Origin of the sequence: Streptomyces sp. HP-A2021 (genome assembly GCF_022807935.1) — a bacterium.
Taxonomy (GTDB): domain Bacteria; phylum Actinomycetota; class Actinomycetes; order Streptomycetales; family Streptomycetaceae; genus Streptomyces; species Streptomyces afghaniensis.
This window is the reverse complement of record NZ_CP094344.1, coordinates 7,543,029-7,559,232: the sequence shown is the minus strand read 5'-3', so window position 1 is coordinate 7,559,232 and position 16,204 is coordinate 7,543,029. Positions and strand designations below refer to the sequence as shown.

The 16,204-nt window shown below is 71.7% G+C and carries 16 protein-coding genes; 10 read left to right on the top strand and 6 right to left on the bottom strand.

The annotated features are described in order from the left end of the window. Positions 1-19: 19 nt before the first annotated feature. From cobM to cobC, 4 genes are read left to right on the top strand one after another with little or no spacing between them, the layout of a single operon-like run. Positions 20-838, top strand: a complete 819-nt coding sequence (cobM, locus tag MQE23_RS34145; protein WP_020272826.1) for a precorrin-4 C(11)-methyltransferase — start codon at positions 20-22, stop codon at positions 836-838. A 58-nt stretch (positions 839-896) separates the two neighbouring features. Next, on the top strand, positions 897-2,579 hold the full coding sequence (gene cobJ, locus MQE23_RS34140; protein WP_243381137.1) for a precorrin-3B C(17)-methyltransferase: 1,683 nt from the start codon (positions 897-899) through the stop codon (positions 2,577-2,579). 40 nt (positions 2,580-2,619) lie between these two features. Further along, positions 2,620-3,552, top strand: coding sequence for a sirohydrochlorin chelatase (locus MQE23_RS34135; RefSeq protein WP_243381136.1), 933 nt, complete (start codon positions 2,620-2,622; stop codon positions 3,550-3,552). 7 nt (positions 3,553-3,559) lie between these two features. Further along, the gene (cobC, locus tag MQE23_RS34130; RefSeq protein WP_020272822.1) at positions 3,560-4,627 is read left to right on the top strand and encodes an Rv2231c family pyridoxal phosphate-dependent protein CobC; all 1,068 of its coding nucleotides are present in this window, start codon (positions 3,560-3,562) and stop codon (positions 4,625-4,627) included. Between the two features lie 49 nt (positions 4,628-4,676). On the opposite strand, the gene MQE23_RS34125 is transcribed toward cobC, so the two are convergent. The 4 genes from MQE23_RS34125 to MQE23_RS34110 are packed head-to-tail and all read right to left on the bottom strand — an operon-like array spanning position 4,677 to position 8,256. Further along, complete coding sequence (locus MQE23_RS34125) at positions 4,677-5,768, bottom strand: amidohydrolase family protein (RefSeq protein ID WP_037669395.1); 1,092 nt, start codon at positions 5,766-5,768, stop codon at positions 4,677-4,679. Positions 5,769-5,789: 21 nt separating this feature from the next. Next, complete coding sequence (locus tag MQE23_RS34120) at positions 5,790-6,581, bottom strand: amino acid ABC transporter ATP-binding protein (RefSeq protein ID WP_020272820.1); 792 nt, start codon at positions 6,579-6,581, stop codon at positions 5,790-5,792. After that, positions 6,578-7,414 (bottom strand): amino acid ABC transporter permease, encoded by an 837-nt coding sequence (locus MQE23_RS34115; protein WP_020272819.1) that lies wholly within the window; start codon positions 7,412-7,414, stop codon positions 6,578-6,580. Before MQE23_RS34115 ends, MQE23_RS34120 begins: the two co-directional genes overlap by 4 nt. Beyond that, positions 7,411-8,256 (bottom strand): transporter substrate-binding domain-containing protein, encoded by an 846-nt coding sequence (locus MQE23_RS34110; RefSeq protein ID WP_020272818.1) that lies wholly within the window; start codon positions 8,254-8,256, stop codon positions 7,411-7,413. Before MQE23_RS34110 ends, MQE23_RS34115 begins: the two co-directional genes overlap by 4 nt. Before the next feature lie 187 nt (positions 8,257-8,443). On the opposite strand from MQE23_RS34110, the gene MQE23_RS34105 reads away from it, so the two are divergent. From MQE23_RS34105 to thpD, 6 genes are all read left to right on the top strand, one after another. After that, positions 8,444-9,544: an aminotransferase class V-fold PLP-dependent enzyme gene (locus MQE23_RS34105; RefSeq protein WP_243382858.1), complete on the top strand. Its 1,101-nt coding sequence runs from the start codon at positions 8,444-8,446 to the stop codon at positions 9,542-9,544. Between the two features lie 450 nt (positions 9,545-9,994). Beyond that, positions 9,995-10,534: a DinB family protein gene (locus MQE23_RS34100; RefSeq protein ID WP_020277271.1), complete on the top strand. Its 540-nt coding sequence runs from the start codon at positions 9,995-9,997 to the stop codon at positions 10,532-10,534. 339 nt (positions 10,535-10,873) lie between these two features. After that, on the top strand, positions 10,874-11,380 hold the full coding sequence (gene ectA, locus MQE23_RS34095) for a diaminobutyrate acetyltransferase (protein WP_037673960.1): 507 nt from the start codon (positions 10,874-10,876) through the stop codon (positions 11,378-11,380). Positions 11,381-11,432: 52 nt separating this feature from the next. Continuing rightward, positions 11,433-12,704 (top strand): diaminobutyrate--2-oxoglutarate transaminase, encoded by a 1,272-nt coding sequence (gene ectB, locus MQE23_RS34090; RefSeq protein ID WP_020277269.1) that lies wholly within the window; start codon positions 11,433-11,435, stop codon positions 12,702-12,704. Positions 12,705-12,747: 43 nt separating this feature from the next. Beyond that, positions 12,748-13,146: an ectoine synthase gene (locus MQE23_RS34085; RefSeq protein ID WP_020277268.1), complete on the top strand. Its 399-nt coding sequence runs from the start codon at positions 12,748-12,750 to the stop codon at positions 13,144-13,146. A 16-nt stretch (positions 13,147-13,162) separates the two neighbouring features. Next, positions 13,163-14,062: an ectoine hydroxylase gene (gene thpD / locus MQE23_RS34080; protein ID WP_243382857.1), complete on the top strand. Its 900-nt coding sequence runs from the start codon at positions 13,163-13,165 to the stop codon at positions 14,060-14,062. A 79-nt stretch (positions 14,063-14,141) separates the two neighbouring features. Here the strand turns inward: thpD and MQE23_RS34075 are convergent, their stop codons facing one another. Together MQE23_RS34075 and MQE23_RS34070 are read right to left on the bottom strand one after the other, a co-directional pair. Further along, entirely contained in the window at positions 14,142-15,194 is a 1,053-nt protein-coding gene (locus MQE23_RS34075) for an aminotransferase class V-fold PLP-dependent enzyme (protein ID WP_037673965.1), read from the bottom strand. Between the two features lie 184 nt (positions 15,195-15,378). Beyond that, the gene (locus MQE23_RS34070; protein WP_020277265.1) at positions 15,379-16,098 is read right to left on the bottom strand and encodes a DsbA family oxidoreductase; all 720 of its coding nucleotides are present in this window, start codon (positions 16,096-16,098) and stop codon (positions 15,379-15,381) included. Positions 16,099-16,204: the final 106 nt, after the last annotated feature.

Below are 16,204 nucleotides of genomic sequence, written 5' to 3'. Positions count from 1 at the left end.
GTACGAGAGGACCAACCCCATGGCCGACGCCCCCACCGGCAAGGTGACCTTCGTCGGTGCCGGCCCCGGCGCCGCCGACCTGCTGACGTTCCGTGCCGCGCGCGCCATCGCCGAGGCCGACGTGGTGATCTGGGCGGCGAGCCTGGTCCAGGCGGAGGTCCTCCAGCACGCGCGCGAGGGTGCGGAGATCCTCGACTCGGCGGCCCTGTCCCTGGAGGACGTGGTGGCCGTGTACGAACGGGCGCGCGAAGAGGGGCTGAAGGTGGCCCGGATCCACTCCGGTGACCCCGCCCTGTGGGGCGGCACCCAGGAGCAGCTCGACCGGTGTACGGAGATCGGCCTCGCGACCGAGGTCGTGCCCGGGGTGTCCGCCTTCTCCGCCGTGGCCGCGCTCGCGCAGCGCGAGCTGACCATCCCCGAGGTCGCGCAGTCCGTCGTCCTGACCCGGCTCGGCGGGGGCAAGACGCCCATGCCGCCCGGGGAGGAGGTCCGTGAGTTCGCCAAGCACGGCACCACCATGGCGATCTTCCTCTCCGCCGCCCGCAGCGGGCAGCTGGTGCGGGAGCTGCTGGAGGGCGGTTATCCGACGACGACCCCGGTCGTGGTCGCGTACCAGGCGACCTGGCCGGAGGAGCTGGTCGTGAAGTGCACGATCGGCACGCTGGAGGAGACGGTCAAGGAACACAAGCTCTGGAAGCACACGCTGTTCCTGGTCGGCCCGGCGCTCGACGCGCACGGCACACGCTCGCACCTCTACCACCCGGGCCACTTCCACGGTTACCGCAAGGCCGACCCGGAGGCCCGCAAGGCCCTGCGCGAACGGGGTGCCCGCTCATGATCGTCCAGCCTCCCGTACCTGTCGAGCGCATGGAAGACATCGCAGAAGGAGTCGCTCAGTGATCGGCCTCATCTCCGCCACGGCGGCAGGAGCGGCTGCGCGGGACCGGCTGGCCGCCGCGTGGCCGGACCGCACGCGCGTGTACGAGGGTCCCGTCGGGGACGCCGTAGGGGCCGCGTTCGCACAGTGCGAGCAGCTCGTGTGCTTCCTGGCGACCGGCGCGGTGGTGCGGCTGGTGGCGCCGCTGCTGTCCGGCAAGACGGCGGACCCGGGCGTGGTGTGCGTCGACGAGGGCGGCCGGTTCGCGGTGTCCCTGGTGGGCGGGCATGCCGGCGGAGCCAACGAACTCGCCCGAGAAGTCGCGGAGGTGCTGGGTGCCGAGCCGGTCGTGACCACGGCGACGGACGCGGCGGACCTGCCCGGCCTGGACACCCTCGGCCTGCCCGTGGAGGGCGATGTCGCCGGGGTCTCCCGGGCGTTGCTGGACGGTGAGGCGGTGGCGCTGCGGGCCGAGGTGGCCTGGCCGCTGCCGCCGCTCCCGGTGGCCGCCGAGGGGTCGTACACGATCCGGCTGACCGACCGGCTCGTCGAGACGGCCGAGCGGCAGGTGGTGCTGCGCCCGCCGTCGCTGGTCGTCGGGGTCGGGGCGTCGAAGGGCGCACCCGTCGAGGAAGTGCTCGGGCTGATCGAGGGCGTTCTGCGGGAGGCCGGGCTGTCCGCGGCGTCGGTCGCCGAGCTCGCCACCGTCGACGCCAAAGCGGAGGAGCCCGGCATCGTCGAGGCCGCCCGGCGGGTCGGTGTGCCCCTGGTGACGTACTCCGCCGGGGAGTTGGCCGCAGTCGACGTGCCCAATCCGTCCGACGCGCCCCTGGCCGCCGTCGGCACCCCCTCGGTCGCGGAGGCCGCCGCCCTGGTGAGCGGGGGCGAACTCCTCGTCCCCAAGCGGAAGTCGGCCGCGAGCCCCGCCATGGCGACCTGTGCCGTCGTACGGCGCCCGGGGCGCGGGCGGCTCGCGGTGGTCGGGCTCGGGCCGGGTGCCCGGGACCTGCTCACGCCGCGCGCGAAGGCGGAACTCCGGCGCGCTTCCGTGCTCGTCGGACTCGACCAGTACGTCGAGCAGATCCGCGATCTGCTGCGGCCCGGCACCCGGATCCTGGAGTCGGGCCTCGGGGCCGAGGAGGAGCGGGCGCGCACGGCCGTCGAGGAGGCCCGCAAGGGGCGGGCCGTCGCGCTGATCGGCAGCGGGGACGCGGGCGTGTACGCCATGGCCTCGCCCGCGCTCGCCGAGGCCTCCGACGACATCGACGTGGTCGGTGTGCCCGGCGTGACGGCGGCGCTCGCGGCCGGCGCGATCCTGGGCGCCCCGCTGGGCCACGACCACGTGTCGATCAGCCTGTCCGACCTGCACACGCCGTGGGAGGTCATCGAGCGGCGGGTACGGGCGGCGGCCGAGGCCGACATCGTGGTGACGTTCTACAACCCGCGCTCGCGCGGCCGCGACTGGCAGCTGCCCAAGGCGCTGGACATCCTCGCCGAGCACCGGGCGCCGACGACGCCGGTCGGTGTCGTGCGCAACGCCTCGCGGCCGGACGAGTCCGCCCGGCTCACGACGCTGGCCGCGCTCGACCCGGCGACGGTCGACATGATGACGGTCGTCACCGTGGGCAACACCGCGACCCGCGAGATCGCCGGGCGCATGGTGACGCCGCGCGGCTACCGCTGGCAGGAGGAGCCCGAGTGAACCGCGCCGTCCACCACCCCACTTCCGCCGAGGAGAACCTGTGACCACCCCGCCCGCCCTGCTCATCGCCGGCCACGGCACCCGTGACGACGCCGGAGCCGAGGCGTTCCGCGACTTCGTGCGGGAACTGGGGGCCCGCCACCCGGAACTGCCCGTCGCGGGCGGCTTCATCGAACTGTCCCCGCCGCCGCTGGGCGAGGCCGTCGCCGAGCTGGTGGAGCGGGGCGTACGGCGGTTCGCGGCAGTGCCGCTGATGCTGGTGTCCGCCGGGCACGCCAAGGGCGACATCCCGGCGGCGCTGGCCCGCGAGCAGGAGCGGCACCCCGGGATCTCGTACACGTACGGGCGCCCGCTCGGCCCGCACCCGGCACTGCTGAACGTGCTGGAGCGGCGGCTGGACGAGGCGCTGGGCGGCACGGCGGGGCGCAGGCCGGGTGACCGGGCCGATGTGACGGTGCTGCTGGTGGGGCGCGGGTCGACGGACCCGGACGCCAACGCCGAGGTGCACAAGGCGGCCCGGCTGCTGTGGGAGGGGCGCGGGTACGCGGGGGTCGAGACGGCGTTCGTGTCGCTGGCGGCGCCGGACGTGCCGAGCGGACTCGACCGGTGCGTGCGGCTGGGCGCCCGCCGGATCGTGGTGCTCCCCTACTTCCTGTTCACCGGCATCCTGCCGGACCGGGTGCGGCTGCAGACGGAGGGCTGGGCGGCGGCGCACCCGGAGGTCGAGGTGCGCTCGGCCGATGTCATCGGGCCGGAGCCGGAGCTGCTGGACCTGGTCTGGGAGCGGTACACGGAGGCGGTCGAGGGTGATCTGCGGATGAACTGCGACTCGTGCGTGTACCGCGTCGCGCTGCCGGGCTTCGAGGACAAGGTGGGGCTGCCGCAGCAGCCGCACTTCCACCCGGACGACGACGGCCACCACCACGGGCACGGGCACGGGCACCACCACGGGGCGCACTCCCATGCCCACTGAGAAGCCCATGGGCACGGAGAGCGGCCACGATCTGAGGCACCACGGGGACGCGGAGGTCCGGGACGACGGCGGCTCGCTCGTCGACCTCGCCGTGAACGTCCGCGCGGACACCCCGCCGGCGTGGCTGCGGGAGCACATCGCCGCGTCGCTGGGCGGGCTGGCGGCCTATCCGGACGGGCGGGCGGCACGCGCGGCGGTGGCGGCACGGCACGGCCTGCCGGTGGAGCGGGTGCTGCTGACGGCCGGGGCTGCGGAGGCGTTCGTGCTGTTGGCGCGGGCGCTGAAGGTGCGGCGGCCGGTCGTCGTCCATCCGCAGTTCACGGAACCGGAGGCCGCTCTGCGCGACGCGGGGCACACGGTCGACCGGGTGCTGCTGCGGGAGGAGGACGGCTTCCGCCTGGACCCGGCGGCCGTTCCCGAGACCGCGGACCTGGTGGTGATCGGCAATCCGACGAACCCGACGTCGGTGCTGCACCCGGCGGACGTGATCGCCTCTCTCGCCCGGCCCGGGCGGCTGCTGGTCGTGGACGAGGCGTTCATGGACGCGGTGCCGGGCGAGCGGGAGGCCCTGGCGGACCGCGTCGACGTGCCCGGCCTCGTGGTGCTGCGCAGCCTGACCAAGACGTGGGGGCTGGCGGGGCTGCGGATCGGGTACGTACTGGCAGCGCCGGAGACCATCGAGGACCTGGAGCGGGCGCAGCCGCTGTGGCCGGTGTCGACACCGGCGCTGGCCGCGGCGCAGGCGTGCGTGGGGCCACGGGCGGTGGCGGAGGCGGCCCACGCGGCGCACCGCATCGCGGCGGACCGGGCCCACCTGCTGACGGGCCTCGCCCGCCTCGCCCCGGCCGGACTGCGGGTGGTCGAGCCCGCACAGGGCCCGTTCGTCCTGATCCGCCTTCCGCACGCGGCGACCGTACGCGGCCGGCTGCGCGACCTCGGCTATGCCGTGCGGCGCGGGGACACCTTCCCCGGCCTGGACGGGGAGTGGCTGCGGCTGGCGGTGCGGGACCGAGCGACGGTGGACGGGTTCCTGCGGGCGCTGGAGCGTGCGGTGGCGGGCACTCCAACGAGGTGAGGGGGACACTTTCAAGCCCTCACAGACGTTCCCCGCGTCACCCGCGCGGCTATCCGACCACGCGCCCGTTCAGCACCACCCGGCGCGGCGCGGCCAGTACGCCCACGTCCTTGCGCGGGTCCTCGTCGTAGACGACGAGGTCGGCCGGGGCGCCCTCGTCCAGGCCGGGGCGGCCGAGCCAGGCCCGGGCCGTCCAGGTCCCCGCGGCCAGGGCCTCGACGGGCGGGATGCCCGCGGTGACCAGTTCGGCGACCTCGGCCGCCGCGAGGCCGTGGGCGAGTCCGCCGCCGGCGTCGGTGCCGACGAAGACCGGGATCCCGGCGTCGTAGGCGCTCCGCACGGTGTCGTAGCGGCGCTCGTGGAGCCGGCGCATATGGGCCGACCAGCGCGGGAACCTGGCCTCGCCGCCGTCGGCGAGCTGCGGGAACGTCGCGATGTTCACCAGCGTCGGGACGATGGCGACGCCCCGTTCGGCGAACAGCGGGATGAGGTCCTCGGTCAGGCCCGTCGCGTGTTCGATGCAGTCGATGCCCGCCTCGACGAGGTCCTGGAGGGAGTCCTCCGAGAAGCAGTGCGCGGTGACCCGGGCGCCCAGGCGGTGCGCCTCGGCGATCGCCGCCTCCACCGCCCCGCGCGGCCAGCAGGCCGACAGGTCGCCGAGGTCGCGGTCGATCCAGTCGCCGACCAGCTTCACCCAGCCGTCGCCGCGCCGGGCCTCCTGGGCGACGTAGGCGACCAGGTCGTCCGGCTCGATCTCCCAGGCGTAGTTGCGGATGTAGCGGCGGGTGCGGGCGATGTGCCGCCCGGCGCGGATGATCTTCGGCAGGTCGTCGCGGTCGTCGATCCAGCGGGTGTCGGAGGGCGAGCCCGCGTCGCGGATCAGCAGCGTGCCCGCGTCCCGGTCGGTCAGCGCCTGCTTCTCTGCGACGTCCTGCGGGACCGCGCCGTGCCGGTCGAGTCCCACGTGGCAGTGCGCGTCGACGAGGCCGGGCAGGGCCCAGCCGCGGACGGTACGGATGTCGCGGGCGCCGGCGGGACGGTCGTAGGAGATCCGGCCGTCGACGACCCACAGCTCGTCGCGGACCTCCTCGGGTCCGACGAGCACCCGTCCCTTCACGTGCAGCACCGTGCGATCGCTCATGTACGGCACCCTAGCCAGCCGTTACTCGGCCTTGCCCACCTGGTCCGAGGTCTCCTCCTCCACCTCGGCCATGGCGGGGTCGAGGAGGCGGGAGAGGAAGTGGCGGGTGCGGTCGTGGCGCGGGTTGCCGATGACCTGCTCGGGGGTGCCGTCCTCGACGATCGCGCCGCCGTCCATGAAGACGACCCGGTCGGCGACCTCGCGGGCGAAGGTCATCTCGTGGGTGACGACCATCATCGTCATGCCCTCGTCGGCGAGCATGCGCATCACCGCGAGGACGTCCCCGACCAGTTCGGGGTCCAGCGCCGAGGTCGGCTCGTCGAACAGCATCACCTCGGGGCCCATGGCCAGGGCCCGGGCGATGGCGACGCGCTGCTGCTGGCCGCCGGAGAGGGAGGAGGGGTAGGCGGCCGCCTTCTCGGACAGGCCCACACGTGCCAGGTTCTCGGCGGCCACCTTCGCGGCCGCCGCCTTGTCGCGGCGCAGCACCCGGCGCTGCGGCAGCGTGAGGTTCTCGGTCACCGTGAGGTGCGGGAAGAGGTTGAACTGCTGGAAGACCATGCCGATGCGGCGGCGTGCGGCGTCGATGTCGACGTCCGGGTCGGTCAGTTCCGCACCGCCGACGAACACCTGCCCCTTGGTCGGCTCCTCCAGCAGGTTCACGCAGCGCAGCAGCGTCGACTTGCCGGAGCCGGACGGGCCGATGACACAGACCACCTCGCCCCGGCCGATCTCCAGGTCGATGCCGCGCAGCACCTCGTTGGCGCCGAACGACTTGTGCAGCGCGCGCACCTCGATCTCGGGTCGGCTCATTTCACGGCCTCCTGGGCCTTCGCCTCCATGCGGCGTACGACGAAGCCGAGCGGGATCGTGACCAGCAGGTAGCACAGTCCGGCGACCAGGATCGGCGTGGAGTTGGCGGTCTGGCTGGCCAGATCGCGGCCGTACTTGGACAGTTCGCGCTCCTCCAGGGTGACGCCGAGGAACAGCACCAGCGAGGAGTCCTTGAACAGCAGCACCAGTTCGTTGGTGAGCGGCGGCAGGATGATGCGGAACGCCTGCGGGATGATGATGGAGATCATGGCCCGCGCGGGCGAGAAGCCGAGCGAACGGGCCGCCTCCATCTGTCCCTTGGGCACGGCCTGGATGCCGGCGCGGATCGTCTCGGCCATGTAGGCGGCGGCCACCAGGCCGAGCGCGAGGGCGACCTTGCCGTACGTGCCGCCGATGATCTCGGTGCCGGGGAAGGCCAGCGGTACGGCGACGCCGATGAAGATGAAGATCAGCAGGGCGGGCAGACCGCGGAAGATCTCGATGTAGATCCCGGCGAGCCAGCGGTACGGCCCCACGGAGGACAGCCGCATCAGCGCGATCACCATGCCGAGGGCGAGCCCCACCGCGAAGCCGGTCACCGTGTAGAGCACGGTGTTCTTCAGCGCCAGCGTGATGACGTCGGGGAACATGCGCTCGGCGATGTCCGCCTGCGCGAACTGGTTCTGGAGCCGGTCCCAGTCGGCCGAGACCGCGAAGGCGATCACGGCCGCGACGAAGACGGCGTACTGGACACCGCGTGACAGGCTGCGCTTCTGCCGCCGGGTGAGGCCCTTCTTCTTGGGCTGGACTTCGGGCGGGGCGGTGTCGGTCATGAGGCGGCCGGCGACGCGGCGGACTCGTCGTAGGGGCCGATCCACTGCTCGTACAGCTTCTTGTACGTGCCGTCGGCCTTGGCGTCCGCGATCGCCTTGTTGATCGCGGCGCGGAGCTTGGTGTTGCCCTTCTTCACCGTGAAGCCGTACTGCTCGCCGGTCTCGATGTTGTCGACGACCTTGAAGGCGTCGGCGTTGGCCTTGTCCTTCAGCCAGCCCTGGACGACCGGGTAGTCGATGACGACGGCCTGGACCTGGCCGGTGCGCAGGCCGTTGAGGACGGCGTCGGAGGACTCGAAGGAGACCGGATCGAGGCCCTTGCTCTTGGCGTAGTCCTCACCGGTCGTCTGCGCCTGGGCGCCGAGCTTCTTGCCCTTGAGTGCGGCGAAGGAGCCGATGCCGCTCTTCTTGTCGACCAGCACCGCCTGGGTGGCGTTGAAGTACGGGTCGGAGAAGTCGACGTTCTTCTTGCGCTCCTCGGTGATGGTCATGCCGGCGGCGGCGAGGTCGCACTGGCCGGCGTTGAGGGACCCGCCGGTCTTGAAGTTCTCGAACGGCTGGTCGACGATGTCCTGCTTCACGCCCAGGTCCTTGGCGACCAGGTCGATCAGCGACACGTCGAAGCCCTGCACCTTGCCGTCGATCTCCGACTGGAACGGCGGATACGGCAGGTGGGTGCAGGTGGTGAGCTGGCCCGCCCTGACGAGTTCGACGCCGCCCGCGGCCGTCTTCTTGCCGCTGCCGCCGTCGTCGGTGGAGGTGCAGCCGGCCACGAGCAGCAGCCCGGCCGTCGCGGTGGTGGCGGCCAGGATGCGGGCCCGGTGCCCGGGGTGCGTGTTCACGACGAGCCTCCTGTGAGTGAACTGTGGGTTCTGATCATAAGGAGAAGTTTGAGTCCCTGAAAACAATCCGATGGCTGCGGAGCCGCCGGACCTGGGAAGTCGCCGGTCGCAGCGGGCCGGGGCACGGCGGTTACGCTCGTTCCCGTTGTCCCCGGGAGTAGTCCCCGTGAGTGAAGAGAGCGCCACCGTGACGCATCCGTTTCTGGACCTGGCCCCGCTCGGCGCGGACCGTTTCGCCGCGATCGAGGACCGTGTGGCCCGGCTGCTGAGCACCGAGCAGGACGTCGTGATCATGCAGGGTGAGGCCCTGCTGCCGCTGGAGGGCGCGATCCGCGCCGCGGCCGGTCCGGGCACGACGGCCCTGAACGTCATCACGGGCCCGTACGGGCAGACCTTCGGCGACTGGCTGCGGGACTGCGGGGCGACGGTGGTCGACCTGGCGGTGCCCTTCCACACGGCGGTCACGGCCGAGCAGATCCGGCAGGCCTTCGCCGAACACCCGGAGATCGACTTCGTGTCGCTGGTGCACGCGGAGGCGGCGACAGGGAACACCAATCCGGTCGCGGAGATCGGCGAGGTGGTGCGGGCGCACGGGGCGCTGTTCTACCTGGACGCGGTGGCGTCGGTCGGTGCCGAGCCGGTGCTGCCGGACGCGTGGGGCGTGGACCTGTGCGTGATCGGGGCGCAGAAGGCGATGGGCGGGCCGGCCGGCGTGTCGGCCGTGTCGGTGAGCGAGCGGGCGTGGGCCCGGATGGCGGCGAACCCGCGGGCGCCGCGCCGGTCGTATCTGTCGCTGCTCGACTGGAAGGAGCGGTGGATCGACGGCGGCCGCAAGGCACTGCTGCACGCCCCGGCGCAGCTGGAGATGCTGGCGCTGGAGGCGTGCGTGGAGCGGATCGAGGCGGAGGGGCCGGACGCGGTGATGGCCCGGCACGCTTCCGCGGCGGCGGCCACGCGGGCAGGGGCGGTCGCGCTCGGTGGCGGGCTGGAGCCGTATGTGTACGAGGCCCGGGACGCGGCGCCGGTCGCCACGACGCTCCGGGCGCCGTCCGGGGCGGTGGCGGCGGAGCTGGTGGCCAGGGCGCTTCAGGCGGACCCGGCGGTGCCGCTCGCCGCCGGCGGAGGTGCGCTGGCCAAGGAGATGATCCGGGTCAATCACTACGGGGCCGATGCGACGCCGGGGGCTGTGCGGGCGAGCTTGGCGGCGTTGGGGACCGCGCTCTCGGAGGCGGGGATGTCGGTGGACGTGGCGGGGGCGCTGCGGGCGGCAGAGGAGGCGTGGCGGTAGCCGGGATTCACCGCCGGGCGGCAGCCGGGTCCACGGCCGGGCGGCAGCCGGGGCCCAAGGCCAGGCGATGGGCCGGGCCTGCCCCCGGGCAGGAGCCGAGTCCACGGCCGGGCGGCAGCCGGAGCCACGGCCGGACGGTGGCCCGGGCCCGCCTCCGGGCAGGAGCCGGAGGCCAAAGCCAGGCGGCAGCCGGGTCCACGGCCGGGCAGGAGCCAGGGCCCAAGGCCAGGCGGTGGCCCGGGGTGCACCGCCGGGCAGGAGCCAGGGCCCAAGGCCAGGCGGTGGCCCGGGGTGCACGGCCGGGCGGCAGCCGGGGCCCACGGCCAGGCGGGAGCCAGGGCCCACCGCCGGGCGGCAGCCAGAGCCCACCGTCGGGCGGGAGCCGGGCCCAAGGCGGGGCGGCAGCCCGGGCCCGCCGCCGTTGCCAGTGGTCCGTGCCATGCTCCCCGCATGACCACCAACACCCCCGCCGACACCCCCATCACCCTTCCCGACGGCCGTCCCGTCCCGCACCTCACCGGTGACGAGCGGGTCATGCTCGAGAGCTGGCTGGACTTCCACCGGGCCACGCTGGCGCTGAAGTGCGCCGGGCTGGACGACGCACAGGTGCGGACGGCGTCGGCCGAGCCGTCCGAGCTGACGCTGCTCGGGCTGGTGCAGCATCTCGCCGAGGTCGAGCGGAACTGGTTCCAGCGGGTGGCCGCCGGCCTCGACGTGCCGCCGGTGTACGAGGACGGCACCGGCTACACGCTGGACCCGGGGCGAGGGCTCGACGAGGCGCTCGGGATCTGGCGGCGGGAGATCGAGCGGGGGCGTGAGCTGTGTGCGGGGCTGCCGCTGGACCACATCGGGCGGGTCGCCGAGGGGCCCGTGCCCGGGATGGAGGTCAGCATGCGCTGGGTGCTGATCCACATGATCGAGGAGTACGCACGGCACAACGGTCACGCCGATCTCCTGCGGGAACGCATCGACGGAGTGACCGGGGCCTGAATTAGACGTGCTTTCCGAAGCGACCCATATGTAAGCTGGCACACAATTAAGAATTCTTTCAAGAACAGCTTCCCGTATTCTTCTGCCCGCTTTCTCCGATCCTAAACCCAAAGATTTTGAGGACACCTGGAGAAGGAATTCGGGCAGATCTCGTGGTGATTACACGGCTGTGACGCGTTACACACCGTGACCGCTATGCCCGGTATTACCCGGACAATATCGGGCATAGCGCTGCCCATTCGCGTGAAGCCTCGCGCTCGCGCGATAACACAGGCCCGGCTCATACGTAACCCCTCTCGGCGATGCAATTTCGAATTTCGCTGGGTAAGTTCAATTCGCATGACTGCCGTACAAGCAGATCCGCAAATCGACCGCCCCACGGTGGCTGACGGAGCCGCACTGTGGCGGATGGCGAAGGACTCGAAGGTTCTCGACCTGAACTCGTCCTACAGCTATCTGCTGTGGTGCCGCGACTTCGCGGCCACGTCGGCCGTAGCGCGTGACGAGCACGGCGAGCCGATGGGTTTCATCACCGGGTACGTGCGGCCGGACAGCCCGCACACCCTGCTGGTCTGGCAGGTGGCGGTGGACGAGGCGCACCGCGGGCGCGGGCTGGCCGCCACGCTGCTCGACGGTCTGGTCGCCCGGACCGTCACCGAGCGCGGGGTGACGACGGTGGAGACCACCATCACCCCGGGCAACACCGCCTCGGAGCGCCTGTTCACGTCGTTCGCCGAGCGGCACGGCGCCCGGCTGGAGCGCGAGGTGCTGTTCGACACGGCCGTGTTCCCCGACGGGCCGCACGACCCCGAGGTCCTGTACCGCATCGGCCCGCTGGCCCCCTGACTTTCCGCCCGACTCCCGCAGACTTCCCCCACGCACCGAGGAGCGATTCGTCGTGACCATCACCCAGCCCGACCTGAGTGTCTTCGAGACCGTCGAGTCCGAGGTACGCAGCTACTGCCGCGGCTGGCCCACCGTCTTCGACCGTGCGGTGGGCAGCCGCATGTACGACGAGGACGGCCATGAGTACCTCGACTTCTTCGCCGGAGCCGGGTCGCTGAACTACGGGCACAACAACCCCGTCCTGAAACGCGCCGTGATCGACTACCTGGAGCGCGACGGCGTCACGCACGGGCTCGACATGTCGACCACCGCCAAGCGCACGTTCCTGGAGGCCTTCCAGAACCTGTTGCTGCGGCCGCGCGACCTGCCGTACAAGGTCATGTTCCCGGGCCCGACCGGCACCAACGCCGTGGAGGCCGCGCTGAAGCTGGCGCGGAAGGTGAAGGGGCGCGAGTCGATCGTGTCCTTCACCAACGCCTTCCACGGCATGTCGCTGGGCTCGCTGGCCGTGACCGGCAACGCCTTCAAGCGGGCCGGCGCCGGTATCCCGCTGGTGCACGGCACGCCCATGCCGTTCGACAACTACTTCGACGGCACCGTCGAGGACTTCCTGTGGTTCGAGCGGCTGCTGGAGGACCAGGGCTCCGGCCTGAACAAGCCGGCCGCCGTGATCGTCGAGACCGTGCAGGGCGAGGGCGGCATCAACGTGGCCCGGCCCGAGTGGCTTCGCGCCCTGTCGGAGCTGTGCGAGCGGCAGGACATGCTGCTGATCGTCGACGACATCCAGATGGGCTGCGGCCGTACCGGCGCCTTCTTCTCCTTCGAGGAGGCGGGCATCACGCCGGACATCGTCACCGTCTCGAAGTCGATCAGCGGCTACGGCCTGCCCATGTCGCTGTGCCTGTTCAAGCCCGAGCTCGACGTGTGGGAGCCCGGCGAGCACAACGGCACCTTCCGCGGCAACAACCCCGCCTTCGTCACGGCCACGGCGGCCCTGGAGGCGTACTGGGCCGACGGCTCCGCGATGGAGAAGCAGACCCGCAAGCGCGGCGAGCAGGTCGAGCAGGCGCTGATCTCCATCACGGAGGAGAACCTGGCCGACGTGAAGGAGTACCGGGGCCGCGGCCTGGTGTGGGGCATGGAGTTCCACGACAAGGACCGCGCGGGCAAGGTCGCCAAGCGCGCCTTCGAACTCGGGCTGCTCATCGAGACGTCCGGGCCCGAGAGCGAGGTCGTGAAACTGCTTCCCGCCCTCACCATCACGCCCGAGGAACTGGACGAGGGCCTGTCGATGCTGGCCCGCGCCGTCCGCGAGACCGCCTGACCAAGTAACCGGCACCACCCCATTTAGGAGGCATCGCAGCACCGTGATTGTCCGTTCGTTCAAGGAGATCGAAGGTACCGACCGGCACGTGAAGTCGGCGTCCGGCACGTGGGAGAGCAAACGCATCGTCCTCGCCAAGGAGAAGGTCGGCTTCTCCCTGCATGAGACGGTCCTGTACGCGGGTACGGAGACGTCGATGTGGTATGCGAACCACATCGAGGCCGTCGTCTGCGTGGAGGGCGAGGCGGAGCTGACCGACCGCGAGACCGGGAAGTCGTACACCATCACGCCCGGCACCATGTACCTCCTGGACGGGCACGAGAAGCACACGCTGCGGATCAAGAAGGACTTCCGCTGCCTCTGCGTCTTCAATCCGCCCGTGACCGGACGGGAGGACCACGACGAGAACGGCGTTTACCCGCTGCTCACCGAGGAGGTGTGACGTTTCCATGACCGCCATCACCGACACCACCACCGGTATCCCCGACCTGTATCCCAGTCGTGGCGCCACCGAGGTGCTCACCCCGCGCCAGGACCCGGTCGTCTGGGGCGCCCCCGACGCGCCCGGTCCGGTCGCGCCCGCCGACCTGCTCTCCTTCGAGCGTGACGGCTTCCTCGCCATCGACGAGCTGATCACCGACGACGAGGTCGCCGTCTACCGGAACGAGCTGAACCGGCTGGTGAACGACCCGGACATCCGTGCCGACGAGCGGTCGATCGTCGAGCCGATGTCCAAGGAGATCCGCTCGGTCTTCGAGGTGCACAAGATCAGCGAGGTGTTCGCCAAGCTGGTGCGGGACGAGCGGGTCGTCGGCCGGGCGCGGCAGATCCTCGGCTCGGACGTCTACGTCCACCAGTCGCGGATCAACGTCAAGCCGGGCTTCGGGGCCAGTGGCTTCTACTGGCACTCGGACTTCGAGACGTGGCACGCCGAGGACGGTCTGCCGCGGATGCGCACGGTGTCGGTCTCGATCGCGCTGACCGAGAACTACGACACCAACGGCGGGCTCATGATCATGCCGGGGTCGCACAAGACCTTCCTCGGGTGCGCGGGGGCCACGCCGAAGGACAACTACAAGAAGTCGCTGCAGATGCAGGACGCGGGCACGCCGTCGGACGAGGCGCTGACCCTGCTGGCCTCGCAGCACGGCATCAAGTTGTTCACGGGCAAGGCCGGTTCGGCGACGTGGTTCGACTGCAACTGCATGCACGGCTCCGGCGACAACATCACGCCGTTCCCGCGCAGCAACGTGTTCATCGTGTTCAACAGCGTGGAGAACACGGCGGTGGAGCCGTTCGCGGCGCCGGTGCGGCGTCCGGAGTTCATCGGGGCGCGGGACTTCACGCCGGTGAAGTGACCGTGTGACCAAGCTGCCGGGTGGGGCCTCCTCGTGTGGGACGGGAGGCCCCACCCGGTTTTTTCATGCCTTCATGCCTTCATGCCTTCAGGACGTCCAGGAGCCGGTCGACGTCCGCCGCCGTGTTGTAGAGGTGGAACGCGGCTCGCAGATTCCCGGCCCGGTCGGACACCTCGATGCCCGCCCGGCTCAGCTCGCCCTGCCGGTGGCCGAGCCCCGGCACGGACACGATCGCCGAGCCCGGCGCGGCCACCGGCGCGTGGCCCAGCTCGGCGAGCCCGACGCGGAAGCGGTCCGCGAGGGCGACGTCGTGGGCGTGCACGACGTCGATGCCGATGTCCTCCAGCAGCTCCAGGGAGGCGCGCAGCCCGGCGTAGCTGAAGAGTGAGGGGCTGATGTCGAAGCGCCGGGCGGAGTGGGCGAGTTCCTCGACGGGGCCGTAGCAGCTCTCCCAGGGCTTCTCACCGGCGACCCAGCCGGCGAGCAGCGGCGTGAGCCCGCCGAAGTCCCGCGGGGCGACGAAGAACGCGGCCCCGTGCGGTCCCAGGAGCCACTTGAAGCCGACGGCGGCGAGGAAGTCGTCCGCGTCGGCCTGCATCGGCAGCCAGCCGGCCGACTGGGAGGCGTCGACGTAGGTGCGGGCGCCGTGCGCCCGGGCCGCCTCGCGCACGGCCGGCAGGTCGGCGAGCCGGCCGTCGGCGGACTGGACGGTGCTGACCGCGACGAGCGCGGTGCCGGGGCGGACGGACTCGGCGAGCCGCTCCAGGGGCACGGCGCGCACCTTGAGGTCGCCGCGCGCGTGGAACGGGTTCACCAGGGAGGCGAAGTCGGCCTCCGCGGTGAGGACTTCGGCGCCCTCGGGCAGCGAGGCGGCGATCAGCCCGCCGTACTCGGCGACCGAGGCGCCGGTGGCGACCCGCTCGGCCGGCACGCCGGCCAGCCGGGCGAAGGACGCGCGGGCCGCCTCGACGTCCTCGTACAGGGGCCCCAGGGGCACGCCCTCCGCGCGCATCCGCACGGCCTGGTGCAGGGCGGTGACGGTCCGGGCGGGCAGGAGCCCGTTGCTCGCGGTGTTGAGGTAGGTGTGCTTCGGGGCGAACTCGGCACGGACGAGGTTCTCGAAGGTCTCCATGGAACCACTCTGCGTCCCCTGGATCTCCCCGTCCATTACCGATTTCTGCGTGATGTCGCTAAGAGCCGCTTATACATACGCCCCGACCTGCGGCTTCAGCGCGGGCCCCTTCTGATGGATCTCCGTGGGAGAAGGAGCGGCGCTCGAGCGTGCGTGCCGAGCGCCGCGACGCCGCGGAGATCCATCAGAAGGGGCCCTGGGGCACCGCACAGCCGTCCGGCCCGCAGGCGTCCGCGTCGCCGCTGTCGACGATCGTCAGGGGCGAGCGCTCGCCGTACGCCTGGGTCAGGGCCTGGGCGAAGACCTCCGCGGGCTGGGCACCGGAGACGCCGTACTTGCGGTCGAGCACGAAGAACGGCACACCGCTCGCGCCGAGCTGTGCGGCTTCCCGCTCGTCGGCGCGTACCTCGTCGGCGTAGGAGCCCGGGTCGGCGAGCACCGCGCGGACGGCCTCCGCCTCCAGTCCGGCGGCGACGGCGAGCTCCACCAGCCGCTCGTCGTCGTTGAAGACAGAGCGCTCCTCGGCGAAGTTCGCCCGGTACAGCAGGTCGAGCAGCCGCTCCTGGTGCCCCTGCTCCTTGGCGAAGTGCAGCAGGCGGTGCATGTCGAAGGTGCTGCCGTGGTCGCGGCCCCGGGTGCGGTAGTCCAGCCCCTCGGCGGCGGCCTGCGCGCCCAGGTTGTCCTCACCGGCCTCGGCCTGGGCCTCGCTCATGCCGTACTTCCTGGTGAGCATCGTGATCACGGGCTGGATGTCGTCCTTGGCGCGGCCCGGGTCCAGCTCGAAGGAGCGGTGCACCACCTCGACCTCGTCGCGGTGCGGGAAGTCCCGCAGCGCCTTCTCGAAGCGGGCTTTGCCCACGTAGCACCAGGGGCAGGCGATGTCGCTCCAGATCTCGACGCGCATGTCTTCGGCTCTCTCCGGCTCGTACGGGGTGCGGAGGCTCCCTCCGCCGAGTTGGTGAACGTTCAAGCAGCCGGGTTCATTCCGTGGTCCCGGGTTCATTCTGTGG